Annotated in this window: 22 protein-coding genes; 12 read left to right on the forward strand and 10 right to left on the reverse strand. The window is 55.9% G+C overall.

Translation table 11 applies throughout. The features are described 5' to 3' along the window. Positions 1 to 359 precede the first annotated feature (359 nt). The 5 genes from AFK62_RS04590 to AFK62_RS04610 all read left to right on the forward strand — a co-directional run bounded on the left by AFK62_RS04590 (position 360) and on the right by AFK62_RS04610 (position 3,805). Positions 360 to 1,382: a methionine ABC transporter ATP-binding protein gene (locus tag AFK62_RS04590; protein ID WP_007680141.1), complete on the forward strand. Its 1,023-nt coding sequence runs from the start codon at positions 360 to 362 to the stop codon at positions 1,380 to 1,382. Then, entirely contained in the window at positions 1,375 to 2,043 is a 669-nt protein-coding gene (locus AFK62_RS04595; protein ID WP_007680138.1) for a methionine ABC transporter permease, read from the forward strand. Before AFK62_RS04590 ends, AFK62_RS04595 begins: the two co-directional genes overlap by 8 nt. 21 nt (positions 2,044 to 2,064) lie before the next feature. After that, positions 2,065 to 2,868: a MetQ/NlpA family ABC transporter substrate-binding protein gene (locus AFK62_RS04600; RefSeq protein ID WP_007680135.1), complete on the forward strand. Its 804-nt coding sequence runs from the start codon at positions 2,065 to 2,067 to the stop codon at positions 2,866 to 2,868. Positions 2,869 to 3,067: 199 nt separating this feature from the next. Then, complete coding sequence (locus tag AFK62_RS04605) at positions 3,068 to 3,460, forward strand: hypothetical protein (protein WP_007680133.1); 393 nt, start codon at positions 3,068 to 3,070, stop codon at positions 3,458 to 3,460. A 6-nt stretch (positions 3,461 to 3,466) separates the two neighbouring features. Beyond that, positions 3,467 to 3,805, forward strand: a complete 339-nt coding sequence (locus AFK62_RS04610) for a putative T6SS immunity periplasmic lipoprotein (RefSeq protein ID WP_235509467.1) — start codon at positions 3,467 to 3,469, stop codon at positions 3,803 to 3,805. A gap of 39 nt (positions 3,806 to 3,844) precedes the next feature. Here the strand turns inward: AFK62_RS04610 and AFK62_RS04615 are convergent, their stop codons facing one another. After that, positions 3,845 to 5,671, reverse strand: a complete 1,827-nt coding sequence (locus AFK62_RS04615; protein WP_007680128.1) for a glycoside hydrolase family 15 protein — start codon at positions 5,669 to 5,671, stop codon at positions 3,845 to 3,847. A gap of 175 nt (positions 5,672 to 5,846) precedes the next feature. Next, positions 5,847 to 6,353, reverse strand: coding sequence for a phenolic acid decarboxylase (locus tag AFK62_RS04620; RefSeq protein ID WP_032984872.1), 507 nt, complete (start codon positions 6,351 to 6,353; stop codon positions 5,847 to 5,849). A 99-nt stretch (positions 6,354 to 6,452) separates the two neighbouring features. On the opposite strand from AFK62_RS04620, the gene AFK62_RS04625 reads away from it, so the two are divergent. Continuing rightward, entirely contained in the window at positions 6,453 to 7,325 is an 873-nt protein-coding gene (locus AFK62_RS04625) for a LysR family transcriptional regulator (RefSeq protein ID WP_007680121.1), read from the forward strand. Here AFK62_RS04625 and AFK62_RS04630 read toward each other — a convergent pair. Both AFK62_RS04630 and AFK62_RS04635 read right to left on the reverse strand, forming a co-directional pair. Next, a complete protein-coding gene (locus AFK62_RS04630) occupies positions 7,303 to 7,770 on the reverse strand; it encodes a DMT family transporter (RefSeq protein WP_007680118.1) in 468 nt (155 codons plus the stop codon). The two genes, AFK62_RS04625 and AFK62_RS04630, sit on opposite strands and share 23 nt — an antisense overlap. A gap of 9 nt (positions 7,771 to 7,779) precedes the next feature. Continuing rightward, complete coding sequence (locus tag AFK62_RS04635; RefSeq protein WP_007680116.1) at positions 7,780 to 8,214, reverse strand: DMT family transporter; 435 nt, start codon at positions 8,212 to 8,214, stop codon at positions 7,780 to 7,782. 99 nt (positions 8,215 to 8,313) lie between these two features. On the opposite strand from AFK62_RS04635, the gene AFK62_RS04640 reads away from it, so the two are divergent. Further along, a complete protein-coding gene (locus AFK62_RS04640; RefSeq protein WP_007680114.1) occupies positions 8,314 to 9,261 on the forward strand; it encodes a LysR family transcriptional regulator in 948 nt (315 codons plus the stop codon). A gap of 54 nt (positions 9,262 to 9,315) precedes the next feature. On the opposite strand, the gene AFK62_RS04645 is transcribed toward AFK62_RS04640, so the two are convergent. The 4 genes from AFK62_RS04645 to AFK62_RS04660 form a co-directional block, all read right to left on the reverse strand. Beyond that, the gene (locus tag AFK62_RS04645; RefSeq protein WP_007680111.1) at positions 9,316 to 10,404 is read right to left on the reverse strand and encodes an AI-2E family transporter; all 1,089 of its coding nucleotides are present in this window, start codon (positions 10,402 to 10,404) and stop codon (positions 9,316 to 9,318) included. 149 nt (positions 10,405 to 10,553) lie between these two features. Further along, a complete protein-coding gene (locus AFK62_RS04650) occupies positions 10,554 to 12,017 on the reverse strand; it encodes a SulP family inorganic anion transporter (protein ID WP_085960990.1) in 1,464 nt (487 codons plus the stop codon). Between the two features lie 2 nt (positions 12,018 to 12,019). Then, a complete protein-coding gene (locus AFK62_RS04655; protein ID WP_007680100.1) occupies positions 12,020 to 12,643 on the reverse strand; it encodes a carbonic anhydrase in 624 nt (207 codons plus the stop codon). Between the two features lie 97 nt (positions 12,644 to 12,740). Beyond that, on the reverse strand, positions 12,741 to 13,289 hold the full coding sequence (locus tag AFK62_RS04660; protein WP_007680099.1) for a hypothetical protein: 549 nt from the start codon (positions 13,287 to 13,289) through the stop codon (positions 12,741 to 12,743). A gap of 87 nt (positions 13,290 to 13,376) precedes the next feature. Between AFK62_RS04660 and AFK62_RS04665 the strand changes: the two genes are divergently transcribed. Together AFK62_RS04665 and AFK62_RS04670 are read left to right on the forward strand one after the other, a co-directional pair. Further along, positions 13,377 to 13,826 carry a hypothetical protein gene (locus AFK62_RS04665; protein WP_007680097.1) on the forward strand — a complete coding sequence of 150 codons (450 nt, stop codon included), beginning with the start codon at positions 13,377 to 13,379 and terminating at the stop codon, positions 13,824 to 13,826. A gap of 334 nt (positions 13,827 to 14,160) precedes the next feature. Beyond that, positions 14,161 to 15,378, forward strand: coding sequence for an EAL and HDOD domain-containing protein (locus tag AFK62_RS04670; protein WP_007680094.1), 1,218 nt, complete (start codon positions 14,161 to 14,163; stop codon positions 15,376 to 15,378). A gap of 58 nt (positions 15,379 to 15,436) precedes the next feature. Here AFK62_RS04670 and AFK62_RS04675 read toward each other — a convergent pair whose 3' ends face one another. Further along, a complete protein-coding gene (locus AFK62_RS04675) occupies positions 15,437 to 15,796 on the reverse strand; it encodes a hypothetical protein (RefSeq protein WP_007680092.1) in 360 nt (119 codons plus the stop codon). A 10-nt stretch (positions 15,797 to 15,806) separates the two neighbouring features. Next, positions 15,807 to 16,391, reverse strand: a complete 585-nt coding sequence (locus AFK62_RS04680; protein ID WP_007680089.1) for an NUDIX domain-containing protein — start codon at positions 16,389 to 16,391, stop codon at positions 15,807 to 15,809. A gap of 83 nt (positions 16,392 to 16,474) precedes the next feature. Here AFK62_RS04680 and AFK62_RS04685 point away from each other — a divergent pair, with 83 nt between their 5' ends. The 3 genes from AFK62_RS04685 to lpxP all read left to right on the forward strand — a co-directional run bounded on the left by AFK62_RS04685 (position 16,475) and on the right by lpxP (position 19,060). Continuing rightward, positions 16,475 to 17,230, forward strand: coding sequence for a DeoR/GlpR family DNA-binding transcription regulator (locus tag AFK62_RS04685; RefSeq protein WP_007680086.1), 756 nt, complete (start codon positions 16,475 to 16,477; stop codon positions 17,228 to 17,230). 130 nt (positions 17,231 to 17,360) lie between these two features. After that, the gene (locus AFK62_RS22560; protein WP_162830461.1) at positions 17,361 to 17,528 is read left to right on the forward strand and encodes a hypothetical protein; all 168 of its coding nucleotides are present in this window, start codon (positions 17,361 to 17,363) and stop codon (positions 17,526 to 17,528) included. A 608-nt stretch (positions 17,529 to 18,136) separates the two neighbouring features. Continuing rightward, the gene (gene lpxP / locus AFK62_RS04695; protein ID WP_007680082.1) at positions 18,137 to 19,060 is read left to right on the forward strand and encodes a kdo(2)-lipid IV(A) palmitoleoyltransferase; all 924 of its coding nucleotides are present in this window, start codon (positions 18,137 to 18,139) and stop codon (positions 19,058 to 19,060) included. The last annotated feature ends 4 nt before the right edge of the window (positions 19,061 to 19,064 follow it).

Consider the following 19,064-nt stretch of genomic DNA (forward strand, 5'->3'; position numbering starts at 1 on the left):
CCGCTCGTAACCCGAAGAAAAACGCAGGCGCAGTGGCCTGCGTTTTTTTATGAAAGGCGCAATGACACAGGCAGCCATGCCTGCGCTCTGCGCTCTTTTTTTCTCACGCCTTTATCTGCCCTTCTAAGACAGCAGCCCAGGATTTCGGCGGCCGCCAGCCGCGCCTGAGCCTTTATTTTCAGCACCGGGCGCAGACTAGTGCGATTTAGAATCATCTGTTATATAACATTCTCTTTTATTCATGTTCACATTCAGGCCTTTCGGTATATTCCTCCAGGATAAGACCTAAAGTCAGAAAGTCTGCGCCTCGCGCACCCTGTTTCGTGCGCCTGCGCGCCGCTGAAGGAAAGTAAAACCTTATGATAGTTTTAAGGAACATCTCAAAGCTGTTTCATCAGGGTAAGGACACCATTACGGCTGTGGATGACGTCAACCTGGAAGTCGAGCGGGGACAAATCTACGGCATTATCGGGTACAGCGGCGCGGGGAAAAGTACCCTGATCCGGCTGTTAAACGGCCTCGAAAAACCGACCTCCGGCAGCGTGACGGTGGCGGGTAAAGACATCTCCGCCGCCCGCGGCGAATCGCTGCGCCAGGCACGCCTTAAAATCAGCATGGTGTTCCAGCACTTTAATTTGCTGTGGTCGCGTACCGTCAGTGAAAACATCGCCTTTTCGATGCAAATCGCGGGCGTGCCCAAAGCGGAAATTAAAACCCGCGTGGCGGAGCTTATCGACCTGGTCGGCCTGAAGGGCCGCGAAAATGCCTATCCGTCACGCCTTTCCGGCGGGCAGAAACAGCGCGTCGGCATCGCCCGCGCGCTCGCCAATCGCCCCGACGTGTTGCTGTGCGACGAAGCGACCTCAGCGCTCGACCCGCAAACCACCGATCAAATTCTCGATCTGTTGCAGGATATCAACCGCCGTTTTGGGCTGACAATTGTGCTCATCACGCACGAGATGCACGTGGTGCGTAAAATCTGCGACCGCGTGGCGGTCATGGAGAATGGCCGCGTGGTGGAAGAGGGCGATGTATTGCAGGTCTTCACCCATCCGCAACAGCCGATCACCCGCCAGTTTGTGCGCCAGATTAGCCAGGAAGAGGGCGATGAGGCGTTCGACCCGGCGCTTGCGGGCGAGCTCACCGGCGCGGTTATCAAATTAACGTTCGTCGGGCACAGCACGCATAAGCCGGTTGTCGGCGAGCTGACGCTGCGTTACGGCCTGCCATTTAATATTCTGCACGGCAAAATGACCCAGATGGCTCACGGCGTCTTTGGTCAGCTCTGGCTGCACGTGGTGGCGACGCCGGAACAGCTTGAGAATATCCTCGCCGATTTACGCCTGCATGAGATCCACTGCGAGGTTATCAAACATGCTTGAGTCATTATTTCCCCATCTGAAGCTCGACCAGCTCCTGGCTGCCACCCAGGAGACGCTTTATATGACCGCACTTTCCGGCGTCGCGACCTTTGTGCTCGGTATCGTGCTGGGACTGGCACTCTTCTTAACGGCGCGCGGCGGCATGTTTGAAAACCGCCTGGTCTACAGCGTCATCTCCATTGTGGTGAACGTGTTCCGTTCCATCCCGTTCATCATTTTGATAGTCCTGCTGATTCCGTTTACCAAAACGATTATCGGCACCATCCTCGGCGCGAACGCTGCACTGCCCGCGCTGATTGTCGGGGCTGCGCCGTTCTACGCGCGTCTGGTGGAAATCGGCCTGCGTGAAGTGGACAAAGGCGTGATTGAAGCCACCCGCTCGATGGGCGCGCGCATGAGCACGCTTATTTTCCGCGTCCTGATACCGGAGTCATCACCCGCGCTGGTGTCGGGCATCACCGTGACGCTCATTGCGCTGGTGAGCTACAGCGCGATGGCGGGGGTTATCGGTGCAGGCGGTCTGGGAAATCTTGCTTATCTGGAAGGATTCCAGCGTAACCACAATGACGTCACGCTGGTGGCGACGGTCGCTATACTGGTGATTGTCTTCATCATTCAGTTCATCGGTGACGCCTTAACCTCTTATTTAGATAAACGCTAACAACAACAGAGAACACACATCATGAAAAGAGTACTGACGCTGATTGCTGCCGCCACCCTGAGCGTTTCCGCCTGGGCCGACACCCTGACCGTGGGCGCATCCAACGTGCCGCACGCGGAAATTCTGGAACAGGCGAAGCCGATTCTGGCAAAGCAGGGCATCGACCTGGAAATCCGCCCGTTCCAGGATTACATCCTGCCTAACACGGCCCTGGCGAGCCGAGATATCGACGCGAACTACTTCCAGCACATTCCGTATCTGAACAGTGTGCTGAAAGACCACGCCGACGACAAAACGTATGATTTCGTCAGCGCGGGCGCTATTCATATTGAGCCTATCGGCATCTACTCAAAAAAATACAAATCTCTGAAAGATCTGCCGGAAGGCGGCAAAGTCATCATGCGTGACGCCGTGGCGGAAGAAGGCCGTATCCTCTCTATCTTCGAGCGCGAAGGCGTTATCAAGCTGAAACCGGGCGTGAGCAAAGTGGACGCGCGCATCAGCGATATCGTTGAGAACCCGAAAAAGCTGAAGTTCCTGCCGAACGTTGAAGGCTCTCTGCTGCCGCAGATGTATAACAACGACGAAGGCGACGCGGTGGTGATTAACGCCAACTACGCCATCGACGCCGGTCTGGACCCGGTGAAAGATCCGATCGCGGTAGAAAGCGGTGAAAACAACCCGTACGCCAACATCATCACCGTCCATAAAGGCGACGAGAAGAAAAAAGATATCGTCGCACTGGTGAACGTGCTGCACTCTAAACAGATTCAGGACTGGATCCGCACCAAATATAAAGGCGCGGTCATTCCGGTAAATAACTGATTCGCGATAAATATCCTCAGGGGCTGCCAGCGTGCAGCCCCGTTTTATTTTGAGCGCTGAACCGCGTAATAATCTTTACCTGGGCGTTTGTATGCCCGGTATGTGTATATATGGACAGGGTTCAGCCCGTGTCGGTGGCGGGTGGATGCTATGATTTTGACCACAAAATCATAGCAATACGTCATTATGGAGGCAGTATATGGAAATGGAGAGCGCCCGCCATTTAACCTCTGGCAAAATCAGAGTAGCGAAACTGCTTTATAAAAACCCGCTGGATTATCAAAAAACTTATATTCACAACGCGCCCTGGTTTCCGTTCGGATTTCAGAGCGCGCATACCGCAGTATCCCCTGATGGCGATATCTGGTTTTTACCCACAGAGTACAGTGACAATTTCGCCAGCAGCCCGCTGCGTTTACAGCACTTATTCATGCATGAAATGATGCATGTCTGGCAATATCAGCATGGCTATCAGGTCAAATTACGGGGCCTGTTCTCCTGGGCGGTAAGCTATTTTTATACGCCTGAGAGAAACCGTCCTCTGAAGACATACGCGATGGAACAGCAGGCGTGCATCGTCGCGGATTGCTGAGCTTATATGAAACCGTTATTGACAGTTTCGCTGAGTAGCCTTTTGGCGGGCTGCGTGTGGTCAGGCGCCGATCGGCCAGTATTTTCTGAGGCGGCCAGCGTGACGATACAGGGCAACCATATTTGTATCTCGCTCCCTGACGCGGCAAAGCATGACGTCATCACTTATTACGCGTTTTCAGATGGTAATGGCCTGTTTACTGAAACCCATAAAATGCTCCCTGCCTGGAAAACCTGCCTGCCGAATATCGCTTACAAGCGCGGCGAGCGCTACGAAGTCAGAATAACGCTCAGGACGACATCGTGGGCATTACGGAAATATGCGGCGGAGTTTACCGCCCCATAAAACCAGAGCGCGCCAGCAGGCGACAAGCCGCCTGCTTTTTCAAATCCTGTGCCCGGGGTTCTCCTCGGACAGCGCGTTGGCGGCGCAAATCAGCGAAAGATGGCTTAGCCCGAGCGGCATATTGCCGCGCCAGCCGCCGGTGCGAGTGTCGTACATCTCGTTGAAAATTTGCACATTGCCGCTCTGGCACAGGGTATCCAGGATTTCTTTCATATCTTTTTGCGCCTGATCGCGCTTTTTAAGCTCCGCCAGCGCCTCGACGCGCCAGAAAGCGCACGCCACGAACGTGCTCTCTTCCACCTCTACACCCGAGTAGCGATAAAGCATCGGGCTGTTATGGCCAAGCTCCTGATAGATAGCCTCAAGCGTTGAGAGCATCCGCTTGCGATTTACCTTACTGCCGTAATAGTGGGTGAGGCTGATAGCCGCATCGAGCGCATCGCTGCCCGCAAAAAAGGTGTAGGCCTGGCGGCTTTCACTCCAGCAATTCGCCTCAATCCATTCGCTTATCCGGTCGCGCTCGCGCGCCCAGCGGCCTTTCCATGTAGGCTCGATATGTCCTATTTCGGCGAGCGCTACTGCCTGATCGAGCGCCAGCCAGCAGGCCATTTTCGAATGCGTGTAGTGACGCTCCTCAGGCAACTCCCAGATGCCTGAGTCAGGCTGACGCCAGCCATCGGCGCAGCGGTTGGCGAGATGTCCGAGCAGGCGCGACGTGGCGAGATCAAGCACATGCCCCACTTCAACGAACAGCCGCGCGGTCGCCAGCAAATCGCCATACATGCTGGGCTGAAACTGATCGCGGGCATTGTTGCCGACCCGCACCGGCTGGGTGCCCTGATACCCCTCAAGCTGCGGATAACGCTCCTCCGGCACCCGCCCGCTTTCAAGCGTATAACAGGCCCGCAGTCTGCCGTCGTGGCGGATGATCGTCGACGTAAGCCACGAAAACGCTGCCTTACAATCTTCAATCGCCCCCATGTAGACGAACGATTTGATAATCAGGCAGGCGTCGCGTACCCAGGCGTAGCGATAGTCATAATTTTTTTCTTTGCCGAGCCCTTCCGGCAGTGAGGTTGTGGCCGATGCCGCGAGCGCGCCGGTCGGTGCGTACCAGAGGAATTTCAGCGCCAGCGCCGAACGTTTCACATGATGCTCAAACGGGCCATTCCAGCAGAGGTTTTCTGCCCAGTCACGCCAGGCGAGATGGCTGGTTTCAATACGCTGATCGATTTTTTCAAGCGGCGGCATGGCCAGCGGCTCTTTTTCCGTCGCGACCAGGGCCACCAGCGAGTGCGAGCCGGGCGCGGTGGTTAACGAGCCTTCCACTCCTTCGTCGTCACAGCGCGTGGTCTCCACATCCTCAGAGAGCCGCAGGGCAATCATCAGGTCATCAAGATGGAAAATTGTTTTCTCCTGGACGTGATCCAGCCACGGCGAACAGGTGCGGGCGCGCGTGCCGGGCTTAAACTGCACCTTCAGGCGCACGTGTCCTTTAATGCCCTCGACACGCCTTGCCATTTCGCTCCACGGCAGGCGTCCGGCAAAGGTGCTGTTAATCGATTCGGTAATCAGCACTTCGCCGGAGGCAGTTTTATAGCGCGTCTCCAGCACGTTGCTGTTTTCACGATAGCTGCGCGACATCTCCCATTCTTCTTCCGGCGTCAGCGCGAAATAGCCGCCTTCGGGCGCGTCGAGAATACGGTCAAAGAGCGGCGGCGAATCGAGGTTCGGCACGCACCACCAGTCGATGGCGCCGTCGGGGGCGATGAGCGCCACTGAGCGGCCTTCGCCAATCGCGGCGTAGTCGCCAAGACCCGCGTAGCCTTGCTGCCGCGCGGGAGAGCGGTAGGTCTTATTTTTCACAGGCGGGATAATCCTTTCTTTGAGTCAACACTGGCGTAACCGCCGCCAACCGTCGACGAAACGGTAATCCATTAAGCGTAGACCATGAGAGCGCGGTCACAGTCTGGCGTAAGTGACGGAAGAAAGGCAAAAAAAGGCCCGCCATAAGGCGAGCCATGCAGGAAAAAGCAACGCATTAACGCAAATTTTCAGGGAAGTTTGCCGGCAGTTCGCTGGCGGCGCAGGCAATCACGGTATCGTCGTTCGGGCCGCAGTCGCGCACGAAGGTGATAGTGGCGAACTCGTCAATCACCTCGGTCGGGTAAGCCGGGCCGGCTTCACGGTACGCTTCCATCTGTTCGATGTGCTCATTCTGGAAGCAGACGGTTTTCTGCGGATCGTTCATCACCCAGCGCGGGAAGAAAATGGTGCCGTGGAATAATCGATCGCCGAGGTTGGCTATCAGACTCACGTCAGTACCGGTCGGCTCAGTCCAGGACACTTTATAAATACTTTCGCCGACGCGAACGATATACACGCGCTGATCTTTCACCCAACGGTTGCCCACGATCCCGCTGTGGATACGGTAGTCGATGGTGTTTTCGTTTTTCACATAGATTTCATAGTTCCAGCCATTGTCATAGGTATACACCAGATGTTTACCCACAAAACCGCTCAAATCATGTTTATCGAAGCTTTTCATCATTGGCCTCCTTTGTGTTGTTGAAGGCATCTTAATCCTTTATTTTTTTAATGAATAACGCTAATTTTGCATAAAATTGATTCAAAAATCCGATGATTTATGCATAAAACGACGCTGGAACAGTGGGCTTTGCTGGACAAAGTGGTAGAGGAGGGCAGTTTTGCCCGCGCGGCACACGTGACGCACCGCAGCCAGTCCTCGGTAAGTTATAACCTGGCGCTCTTGCAGGAGCGGCTTGGCGTGGCGCTTCTGGAAACGCAGGGCCGTCGCGCGGTGCTGACGCCCGCAGGTGAGCTGTTACTGGCGCAGGTGCGCCCGCTTTTAAGCGCGTTTACCTGGGTTGAGGCTCATGCCGCGACGCTTCGCGACGGCACCCGCACGCGCCTTGAGCTGGTGGTGGATAACATTTTCCCGCGCGAGGCGCTGTTTGCCATTTTGCGGGACTTTCAGCGCCAGCATCCGTCGACGCAGGTACAACTGACCGAAGTGCTGGAGAGCCAGAGCGACGTCACCGCCGTGCACTCCAGCGCGGATCTGCTGGTGTTATCGCGCCGTGAGGACAGCGTAGGGCGCGGCGAATGGCTAATGAACGTGAATTTTGTGGCGGTGGCGCACCGCGACCACCCGCTTGCGCAGATGCCCGGGCCGATTGGCGAAGAGGCGCTCGGGCGTTTCGCGCGTATTCGCCTTGCAGGCGGAGAGGCGCAAAGCCCCGGCGGCGCGCCGGAGCAGTGGGTTTTTTCGACGGTCGATGCGGCCATCGAGGCGGTGATGCATCAGGTGGGGTATGGCTGGCTGCCGGAGGCGCGCATTGTCGGTCCGCTTGCGCAAGGGATATTACGCCCGCTCGCGCTTGGCCACGGGGCAAGGCGCGCCACGCCGCTGCATCTGATTGTGAAAAAAGATCTGGTGCCGCCGGACGCCGCCGTCAGCACCCTGATTACGCTTTTTAATCGTCTGCGTGAGGCGTAACGGCGCGGCGGTTGCCGAGATAAATCAGCGCCAGCGCGACGGCAAGGCACCCCACCGCCCCAAGACGGCTTAACGAGAACGCAATAGTCGCATTACCGAGCCAGCCGAAATTATCAATCAGCATACTCATCGCAAGCTGTCCGAAAATCACCGCGACGGTCGCGACTGCCGTGCCGATACGCTGCACGGCGAGCACCATAATCACGATATAAGGCACGCCGCAAAGCGCGCCGGTGAGCTGCCATTTCGGCACATCCAGCAGCGAGGTGGCGTGCGCTGGCTCAAAGAAGAAAATCAGCAGCGCACAGACCAGCGCGCCCACTGAGAACGTTAAAAACGCACAGCGAAACACGCCCACTTTGCCGCCAAGCTGACCGTTAATCGCGGCCTGAATGCTGAGCAGCGCACCGCCCACGATGGCGAGAAGGATCATTATTATTGTCATCACGTCTCCTTAGCCCTGCGCGACGAGTGCCAGCGCGGCGAGAATGAACCCCAGCGCCAGCAGGCGCAGCGTGTCTATCGGTCGACGCTCAACGCCAAACAGGCCGAAGTGGTCGATAATCAGGCTCTTAAACACCTGTCCTGCCAGAATCCCTATCATGGTCATGGCGATGCCAATAACCGGCGTCGCGACGGTTAAGATAACGACATAACCCGCGCCAAGCAGGCCGCCGGTCAGCTGCCAGCCGGGCTGGGCGAAAAACGACGGGCTGTTGCGCGGGCTGTAAAACAGCATCAGCAAAAAGGTGAGCGCCGCGCCGACGCCGAAAATGCTAAACGCCGCCCAGAAATCGCCCACTTCGCCGCCGAGCGGCCCCAGCAGGCCCGCCTCGACGGAAAGCCCCATTCCGCCCGCAATCACGAGCGCTATCAGTAAAAGCTGCATGGTTATCCTTAATAAAACGCGAAGGCGGCGAAGTGTAGTGCAGCGCAGTGCGCTGAAAAACGATACGATGCATGAAACACTTTTGCAGGATTCGCACAAATGATGGATTCCGGGTCGGTGAATATCCGCGCGTTGCAGCTTTTCATCAGCGTGTTTGACGGGCAGAGCTTTTCTGCCGTGGCGCGCCGGGAGGGCGTGTCGGCATCCAGTGTCTCGCGGGTGATTCGCCAGCTTGAAGCGGCGCTCGGCCAGCAGCTGTTCTACCGCAACACGCGGGCGGTGATCCCAACCGAAGCCGGGCGACTGTTCGCTGAATATGCCCGCGGCATCGCCGAGCAGTTCAGCGAGGCGCGCCGGGAGCTACAGGACAGGGCGCTTGAGCCGTCCGGACTATTGCGCATAAACGCGCCGGTCTTTTTTGGCCAGCGGCATATCGCGCCGTGGCTCACCGGGCTTGCGGAGCGCTACCCGCGCTTACAGCTTGAGCTGACCCAGACCGACGATTATGTCGACCCGCACCGCGACGCCACCGATCTTATCGTGCGTATCGGCACGCTCACGGATTCCAGCTTTCATGCGCGCGTCTTTTGCGAGCAGCGCTATTATTTCGCCGCCGCGCCGGGCTATCTGGCGCGTTACGGCGCGCCCGCGACGCCTGAGGATTTTCGCCAGCATCAGTGTTTGATCTACAGCGGCTCGTCAGGGCCAAACCGCTGGCTTGCGCGCAAACCCGGCGAGCCGTGGGTTCACTACCCGGTGAGCGCGCGGCTCTCTTCCAATAACGCCAGCTCGCTGCTGACGGCCGCGCTTGACGGCATGGGGCTGGTGCTATTCCCGGACTGGCTGATGGGGGAGTGGATGGCGCAAGGCAAGCTGGTGAAGGTATTGCCGGGCTATGAAGCGGCAATCAACACGGAGGCGCAGCATATCGCGGCCATTTACCCGAACGCACGGCATCCGCCGCTGAATGTGCGTGCGGCGATTGATTATTTTATCGAGGTGTTCGGCACGCCAGTGTACTGGCAGCGCGACTCACCGTCCCCGTAAAAAAGGGCCGCGCGGCGCGGCCCTTTCTCTTTTGGTGATGGTGTGAACGCCTGGTCAGGAAGGCAGATCGTCTTTTTTCTCAACCGCGACGGAGGAGCGTCCGGGGCCGGCGGAAAAGGTATTCCAGCAGGTCACGAACAGTGCCGCGATAAGCGGGCCGACCACGAAGCCGTTAATGCCGTACACTTCAAGCCCGCCCAGTGTGGCAAGCAGAATCAGCCAGTCAGGCATGCGGATATCTTTGCCCACCAGCAGCGGGCGCAGAATGTTATCGGCAAGTCCCACCACCACGACAAAAAATGCCGTCAGCAGTACGGCTTTGATAATCGCGCCTGTGGTAAAGAGATAGATAACCGCAGGCACCCAGATAAGCGCGGTGCCCACCGCCGGTATCAGCGAGAGAAACGCCATCAGCGCGCCCCACAGAATGCTTGCTCCAATACCCGCGAAGTAAAACGCCACGCCGCCGAGCGCCCCCTGCACGACTGCAACGACCACCGTGCCTTTTACCGTAGCGCGCGCCACGGCAGCGAAGCGGCGGAACAGCCGCTGTTTCACTTTGTCCGACAGCGGCAGCGCGTTCAGCACCACCGATACCAGCCGAGGGCCGTCTTTGAGCAGGAAAAAAAGCAGATACAGCATGATGCCAAAGCCTATCACCACGCTGAAGGTGTTCCGGCTGATAAGAAAAAGGCTGCCCGCCACGTACTGGCTGCCTTTTAGCGCGACGCCGGAGATTTTCTCCTGAATGGCGGTGGCGCTGTCGAGCTGATTTTCTGCAAGCATTTGCTGTGCCCAGTCCGGCAATACGCGCACCACATCCGCCAGCAGGACAGACACGGTTGTGTTATTGGCCTGCAAATCGCTGTACACGACGTTGAACTCCCGCACCAGCGAGGAGGCGATCACCGCCAGCGGCGCGAAGACCAGCAGGCAGATAAGCACCACCGTCAACAACGAGGCGATATTGGCGCGCCCGTTCATCATGTGGCAGAGCCGCCGTTTGATAGGGTAGAAGATGACGGCGAGGATAACCGCCCACAGTACGGCGGAGAGATAGGGTTTAATGAGATTGAAAAACAGGATCGAAACGATAAACAGGATCAGGATAAAAAACGCCCTGGAGATATCTTTCGAATTCATGATGCATCCTTATCGTAAGTCAATAGCGGCCGGATACCACAACGGCGCGGCACCCGCTTATTCCAAAGGGGTCTTACAAACGTAGCTGAATTCAGGGCGTTTTGTCGAAGCGGCTTGTAAGGGGGCCTGGTGTAAGGCCCCCGGCGGGATCAGGTCACGGGCCACTGCGTGAGGCGGATACCCCGCTTTGGCGCGTTCTGTGCGAAATCGCTCAGTACCGCTTTCACATCCGGGTCGAAATAGTCAGCGTTGTCATGCTCGACAATCACCACGCTTTTCTCCGGAATTTTATCCAGTAGCGCCTGTAAACGCGGGTTGTGCATAAACGTCAGGTTCTGATGAATGCGCAGCACATAGTGATCGTCATAGCGCGCCAGCTGCATCGCGTTGCGATGGCTGTGCCAGAGGCTCAGCGCTATCTGGGCGGCAAGACCAATCCCGATGCCCGCGAGCATCCCAAAGGCGATGATGCCGATGATGGTCGCGAGAAACGGCACGTACTGTTGCGCGCCTGCGCGGAACTGTTCCACGAAGAGGCGCGGCGTCGCAAGCTTATAACCGGTGTAGAGCAGAACCGCCGCGAGGCTCGCAAGCGGAATGGTCATTAAGACGTCGCGAAACCACAACACGCAAATGAGCAGCAGCGCGCCGTGAATGAAAATCGACAGTTTGGTTTGCGCACCGGTACTGACGTTGACAGAACTGCGCACGATCACCGCCGTAATGGGCATTGCGCCCACCAGACCTGAGAGCAAATTCCCCGCGCCCTGCGCCAGCATCTCGCGGTTGGGCGAAGGCGGTGGGTTCTGCGGGCGCAATTTTTTAAGCGCTTCCTGGCTTAAGAGCGTCTCAAGGCTTGCCACCAGCGCGAGCGTTACCGCCACCACGTAGACTGAGGGATTGGTGAACGCCTGCCAGGCGGGCGTTTCCAGCCCGGACACGAGCGCACCTACGCTTGCGAACTCTGGTAGCGTAATGCGCGGCAGGCGGTCGAGGAGTGCAGGCGAACGCTGGTTTAAGACGAGCGTTGTCACGCAGCCCACCAGGACTGCTATCAGCGGGCCTGGGATCCAGGCGAGGCTTTTTACGCGCCGGATAACTGACGAGCCCCAGAGCCCCATCAGTACCAGCCCGGCGGCGGCTACGGCAACAGAGGCGGGCGAGAAGGTAAAGTCGCTGCTAAATACCGCAAGCAGATTGTTTTCATCCGCCGCGCCGAGCGCCACTGGGATCTGCTGCATAATCAGCAGAAGGCCGATCGCCGCCAGCATGCCTTTGATGACGCTGCCGGGCACCAGCGAGATAAATCGCCCGGCGCGGATAAGCCCAAGCGCGATTTGCAGCACGCCTGCCAGCAGCAGCGCCAGCAGAAACGCAGAAAACGAGCCCAGAGTTTCTATGGACGCCACCACAATGGTCACCAGGCCCGCCGCCGGGCCGCTCACCGCGAAGCGCGACGGGCTGAGCGCCGTGACGACCAGCCCGCCGATGATCCCGGTCAGCAGGCCGACGAACGGCGGCAAGCCGCTTGCCTGGGCAATGCCAAGACAAAGCGGCAGGGCCACCAGAAAGACGACCACCCCCGCCAGGCTATCCTGGCGTAGCGTATTCATATTCATGCTGCTTCCTCCCCGGTTTGCCCGGTGAGCATTTCAAGATGCCCGGTCGCGAGACAATACACGCAGCCGTAGACGTTCAGCTCCTGGCCGCTGCGCCAGATATTGCGCACCGTACGGGTCTGCACCAGACGGTTAAACTGCGCGATAACGTTCGCCTCTACCAGTTGGTTGAGGGTGTGCGTATCCGGCGGCGAGGCGTCGCGCCCGGCGATATGCGGCGACAGCGCCTCGCGCAGGTGGCTAATGCGGCGCGCAAGCGATGAAGATTCATGCGCAAGCGATATGTGCGGCAGCGTCAGCGCCGCCTGCACGCCCCCGCAGCCGTAGTGGCCGCAGACGACGATGCGTTTCACCTTCAGGTAGTGCAGGGCGTATTGCAGCACGCTCATAAAATTATCGTCATCCGGATCGACCATATTGGCGATGTTGCGATGCACAAACAGTTCGCCGGGGTGCGAGCCGGTCAACACCTCTGCCGGGACGCGACTGTCAGAGCAGCCTATCCACAGTGAGTGCGGCTGCTGTTGGTCGAGGAGTTTGCCAAAGTAATCCGGGTCCCGTTGAAGACGCTGCTGCGCCCAGCTACGGTTTTTGGCCAGAAGAGGTTTTAAAGTGGTCAAAATGCTATCTCCATGAGGGATTCAACGAGCCGAATATCGACTGCCCTTAAGGCATTCTCCGTGGACTCGTTACGGCGAAATTAATAAGTAGCACTCTTCAGTGATATTTATTCCTCAGGAAAATCCTATAAGGAAAATTAAACTTTAAAGGTTTATCAGCTTTGTAAAGTTTTAAAAATAACCGGTAAGTAAATGCGAGTAGCGATAATAGAGACAGAAAAGTAATAATTAAAGAAATGATGAGCAAGGTGATAATCAATGATAATAAACCATTATTGCGCTGTGGGTATAATGCCCGGGTTTTATTGATGATCAACGAAGGGTAATAACAACAGAACAACACCTGTATTTTATACTGCCGCTTTTGCATGCCGCTGGCATTGCCGGTGCGTTTAAAATGGTAATCTGCTATTTCTCTGCCAGGCATGAATCCCCACGAGTCAACGCGCTTACAGGCGGCAAATGAATAAGGAAGAGAGATGGCGGGCATCATCGGGTGCATTTCCTCAACGGTGAAGTGATTGCGAGTAACGTTGCTCGGCACAACGCTGGCGCCTGCTGCGGCAGGGCCGTAGATGGTCTGGGGAGTTTGCGGCATGCTGGTCAGCGAGCGCTGGCGTAGCGGTTTTGCTGCGGCGGTGGCCATTTTGCGTTTACTTTTCCACGCCTGCGCCGTGACACAGGCCGTGGGTTGTGGGATGGTAGGCGCCTTTGCAATAACAGGGACACCGTAATGGCAGGGAATATTCTGATGTGGTTAATATCGTCGGCGCTACTGCTGACCTATTTCCGATATGTGACGCTAAGAAAACCGTTTAAAACGGTCGGTAAGCACTTTCTTATTCTGCTGGGTGTGCATCTGGCGCTCAGTATCGCCGCGATCGAACTGAAAAAAGCCGGTTATTCGCTTAGCGGCGAATATCGCGCAGCCGGACTGATGTTTATAAAAACTTATATGGCGGTGGTTTGCCTTTTTATGGTGAATTTCTTTGCTGCACTTTCCATGAAAGGCGCTGAGAAGATGACGGCATTTCATGAAAAACATAACGCTGCCAACCTGCATCGTCAGCCGCTGCGTTTTTATCTTCGCCATCAGTTAACACTTGTCCGGGGATATCAGTTCTGTTTTATTGCAGGCGGTATTTATATGCTCTGGGCGCTTTACTTCCGGATGGAACTTTAAGCGATACATATCGCCATGCGGCGGGTGCGAGGTGGCCTGCCTCGCCCGGAACGTTAGCCGTTGTTCAGGCGAGTGGTTTTGTAAACGCAAAGGGAAAGTTTAATCCTGCTAAAAAATATCGTAGCAAAAGTAATCGATTATTTTGGCGAATCGTCTAAAAAAACGACGATGCGCGCGGCGGACTGCACCGATCAGAATCACCCTATAAGATAAAACTTAACCATCATCATAATTTTTCATAAAATCCGCGTTAAAAATGTCTGCGGGCCGCGAGCTTCAGCGTAAACTGCGTTTTCGCCATGGATGCTACGTAAATACCAGACTGGAGGTGAATATGTATTCCTTTATCGCCAGGCAGCCAATCTTTGACGCTGCGCTAAATACCGTCGCGTATGAGCTGCTTTATCGCAATGGATTAACCAATACGTTTCCGCTGGTGACGGAAGAATATGCCACTAATCATCTGCTTGCGGAACAATTCCTTGTCACGCCGCTACAGCGTCTGGTAGGGCACCATACTTCGTATATCAATTTTCCGCATGAGATGATCGTCAACGGTCTGGCGCAAACGCTGCCTGCGGAAAAAGTCGTGATTGAAATTCATCAGAATGCCGCGCCGGAGCCTGAGCTTTTACAAATGGTGCGCGAGATGTACTACAAAGGGTTTCGTTTCGCCCTCGATAACTTTCGTTTGAGCGAGGCATGGGCGAATTTTTTACCGTATGTCACCATCATTAAATTCGATATTCAGGCATTAACCCCGGACCAAATTTCACACTATATTCGCGACAATAATATCAGCCAGCGGAAATTACTGGCCGAAAAAGTTGAAACCCGTGAGCAGTTTATCCTCTACAAAGAGATGGGATTCCAGCGTTTCCAGGGCTATTTTTATGGCGAGCCGGAAATGATCAAGACCCGTAAACTGCCAGAGCAGCAGATGTTTATTCTGCAATTGCTCAATGAAGTGGTCTCGGCAAACCCGGATATGCGCAAAATAGAAGAGCTCATCAGCCGCGATGTGGCGATAACCTATAAGCTGATGCGCTATGTCAATAATATTAAATATAAAATCAACCACCACGCCAATGCGGATGTGCTTCCGTTCCGCAATATCCTCTATTTCCTGGGGTTAAGCGAATTGCGTCGGTTTATCGCCATACTGGCGGTTACCCACAGCAGCGAGCCTGCGGTGACGGAGCTTTTTAACTACAGCCTCGCCTGCGGGCGCTTCTGTGAAATGGCGGTCGTGCAAACGGGCGCAGACATTGACGAAAACGACGCCTTTATCGCGGGGCTTTTCTCACGCCTGGATATTATTCTTAGCGTGCCGATGGCCGTGTTGCTTGAGCAAATCACCGTACCGGCTATCGTGCGCGAGGCGCTCCTGAACCGTAGCGGTACCCTCGGCGCGCTCCTGAATCTGTATGAAGGCTATGAGCAGAACCAGTGGCAGGGCGTCACGCAGGGTATGAAACAGCTCAATATGAGTGAACAACAGGTGACGCAGCTGTTCCTTGAGGCCGTGGAGTGGGGCGACAGGATTATCTGAAACGCGTGCCGCAACACGAACCTGCCCGGTTGCGGCACTAAACGTGCAACTTCGTGCATTAGACTTGCGGCACATCCTCCAGCGAAAAATACACCTTCAGCCCGTGTTCACGGGCAATCTCAACGTCACGATCCGCGCCAGTCGAGAGCCCTGCCAGGCGTAATACTGCATCGCATTTCGTCACCAGGCGGTGCGCGACCGGGTAGAGGAACTGCTCGCTTATCGCATCGCCCGGCTTTTCACTGCCCGCCGCCTGGGCGAGTGGCAAGGCGAGCCATTCGCCAATTACCGGCACGTGACCGCGTGCAAAGAGCGAAAGCGCCGCCTGCTCAAGACGCGCCAGGTTTTGTCGCATTAACCTTTCATCGCCGTTCGTGCCGCTGCGCCACGGGCCTGCCACCAGGATTAGCTTGCGCATATTCTTCCCCTTACATAAGTGCATTCAGCGCCGCGTATTGCAGCAGCATGATCGTTTTGGCATCGACAATCTCGCCGTCACGAACCGCGCGCAGCGCCTCTTCGATGGGCATTTTCACGACGTCGATATCTTCGCCTTCTTGCGCGACGCCACCGCCTGCGCCGTGCTGTTGCGCCGGGTCATATTCGCCGATAAAGAAATAAAGCTTTTCTGTGACCGAGCCGGGGCTCATATAGGCCTCAAACACTTTCTCGACATTCTCAACCACGTAACCGGTCTCTTCTTCGGCTTCGGCCCGGATGCGCACTTCGGGCTCAGCGTCATCGAGCAGGCCCGCCGCCGTTTCGGTCAGCAGGTCGTCATAACCGTTTAAAAAGACCGGCAGGCGGAACTGGCGCGTGAGAATAACGCTGCGTTCGGCGCGGCTGTAAAGCAGAATGGTCGCGCCGTTGCCGCGGTCATAGGCTTCGCGTCTCTGGCGCTGCCATTCGCCGTCACGCCGTTGATAATCAAAGGTATATTTTTTCAGTACATACCAGTCGTCTGACAGGGTTTGCGTCTCAAGAATGCGTACTTTTTCACGAACAGATGGCATGATGGCGTCTCCACAGGTAGAATCGGCAACATAACGTGCATATTCGTGCATGGTCAAGAAGTATCGTGCAACAGGAAACCCGCATGCTGACGTCACAACGTAAAAAGCTCATCCTGGAAAAACTGGCGGCAGAGGGGCAGGTGCAGTCCCGCGCGCTCAGCGAATGGTTCAACGTCTCGGAAGATACGATACGGCGCGATCTGCGCGAGCTCTCTGCCGAGGGGCGTCTGCAACGCGTGCATGGCGGGGCGCTGCCGGCCTCGGCGGCCGTCGTGGATTTCGCCGGGCGCAGCCAGCTTTCGCTGGACTCCAAACGGGCAGTGGCGCGTCGCGCCGCGGCACTGATTGCGCCGGGACAGATTGTGATGCTCGATGGCGGCACGACCACCAGCGAACTGGTGAAATGCCTGCCGGCGGATCTCGCGATCACCGTTATCACCCACAGCCCGGGCATCGCGCTGCTGCTGGTGGAGCACCCACGTATTGAGGTGATCCTGATCGGCGGTCGGCTGTTTAAACACTCCATCGTGTCAGTGGGGGCAGCGGCTATCGAGGCGATGAGCCATCTGCGGGCGGATCTCTTTTTTATGGGCGTCACCGGCATCCACGCAGAAGCAGGGCTCAGCACCGGCGATTATGAAGAGGCATGCGTGAAGCGCGCGCTGGCCTCGCGGGCTGCGGAGACTGTCGTCATGGCCTCTCGGGAAAAAATCAACGCCGCCTCCGCCTTTCGCATCGGCGACGTCTCGCTTATCCATACGCTGGTGGTGGAGGATGACACCGCCGACAGCCTGCTCACGCCGTTTACAGCGCAGGGCGTGACGGTGGTCAAGGCTTAGCGTGCCAAAGAATCGAGGGCGCGACACACCGGTTCACCGGACGAAAACGGCGCATGATTCGCCAGGGCTGTCTATCCTGTAAATAATGACGCTTAAAAACGGTTATGCGGATAATTTCGGGAGAGACGGCATGAAGTTTTTTTATTTTGTTTCGTTAATTGCATCAGCCTGTTATCTGTTTGCTTTTTTGCCAAGAGCGAAAAGCGATCGTGAGCCGATCGCCTGGTGGGGCTGCTGGATTTACCTGGGCGCGTCGGCGGTTTACTGGGCGATTTATGGTTTAAGACATTATTTTTAATCAACAGAATAGCTCGCCGGAAAATAATAACCGGCGAAGAGCATTATTTCGCTTAAAAAGTAAATGGCGAGGGTATTCCTCTTAAAATGTTTATTTTTACGCGTCCTCCATAATTCCATCGCATTCTTTACAAAATTACGCTATCTTTCCGCGCGCAAAAGGCTCACTCTGACGCTTAGCGTCATCACTGTGGTTGAAAACACGTTAAGAACATTCGTAAATCGTGAAAAAATCGTTTCAATTACAACGTGATGAGAGATTCCGGAAGCGGGACACGCGACAAGCCGGAGCCTGTTTCTGTTAATTAAGGTCGTTATCATTAGCTGGTTAATATTTTTAACTGTGGCGTTTTGCTGCAGTCAGTGCATGACATTACGTATTATTACGCCAAAATGTTTCAGAATTCATGAAAAGACCACTTTTTATTCATATTCTGACATCAAATTAATTCAAACCGGGCACCGTCACGGCGCTCCCGCTACTTTTACTCCAACATTTTTATTGCGAAGCAGGAAGGAATTGACCCTGCTTAATGATTTTCTGTCTGGTTTGTACCGCTTACGGAACGGTTTCTTTATGCGATACATCTGCCTGCATAATGGTGCTTTATGAACAAAGCCACTCCTTTTTCTCAGGCGTTGCTGCATCCGCGCTACTTTTTTACCTGGCTTGGCCTTGGCCTGTTGTGGCTGCTGGTACAGATGCCGCATCCGCTGTTAATGCGCTTAGGCGCGTTCCTTGGCCGTAACTCGCGCCGCTTTCTCAAGCGTCGTGAAAAAATCCTGCGTCGCAACCTGGAGCTTTGCTTTCCGAATTTCAGCGAGGCGCAAAAAGAGCAGCTGATTCAGGAAAACTTCCTGTCGCTTGGTATGGCGCTGCTGGAAACCGGCATGGCCTGGTTCTGGTCAGATGCGCGTATCAAAAAATGGTTTAACGTCGAAGGGCTGCAACATCTCCATCAAGCGAGCGCGCAGCAGCGCGGCGTTATCGTGATAGGCGTACATTTTATGTCGCTGGAGCTCGGCGGGCGCGTGATGGGCCTGTGCAAGCCGATGATGGCGATGTACCGCCCGCATAACAACAAAGCGATGGAATGGGCGCAGACCAAAGGTCGCATGCGTTCTAACAAAGCGATGATCGACCGTAAAGATCTCAAAGGCATGGTCAATGCGCTCAAGCAGGGCGAAGCGGTCTGGTTTGCACCGGATCAGGACTACGGCCCGCGCGGTAGTACGTTCGCGCCGCTGTTTGCGGTTAACAATGCAGCGACCACGCGCGGTACCTATGTGCTGTCGCGCCTGAGCAATGCGGCTATGCTGACCATCGTGATGATCCGCAACCCCGATGCCAGCGGCTATAAGCTGATTATTCAGCCGGAATTGCAGGGGTATCCGCGTGAGGACGAGGCGGCGGCGGCCTGTTATATGAACAAGGTGATTGAGCGCGAAATTTTGCGCGCGCCGGAGCAATACCTCTGGATCCACCGCCGCTTCAAAACCCGCCCGGCGGGCGAAGCGTCGCTCTACACCTAATCAG

This window comes from Cronobacter condimenti 1330 (assembly GCF_001277255.1).
GTDB lineage: Bacteria > Pseudomonadota > Gammaproteobacteria > Enterobacterales > Enterobacteriaceae > Cronobacter > Cronobacter condimenti.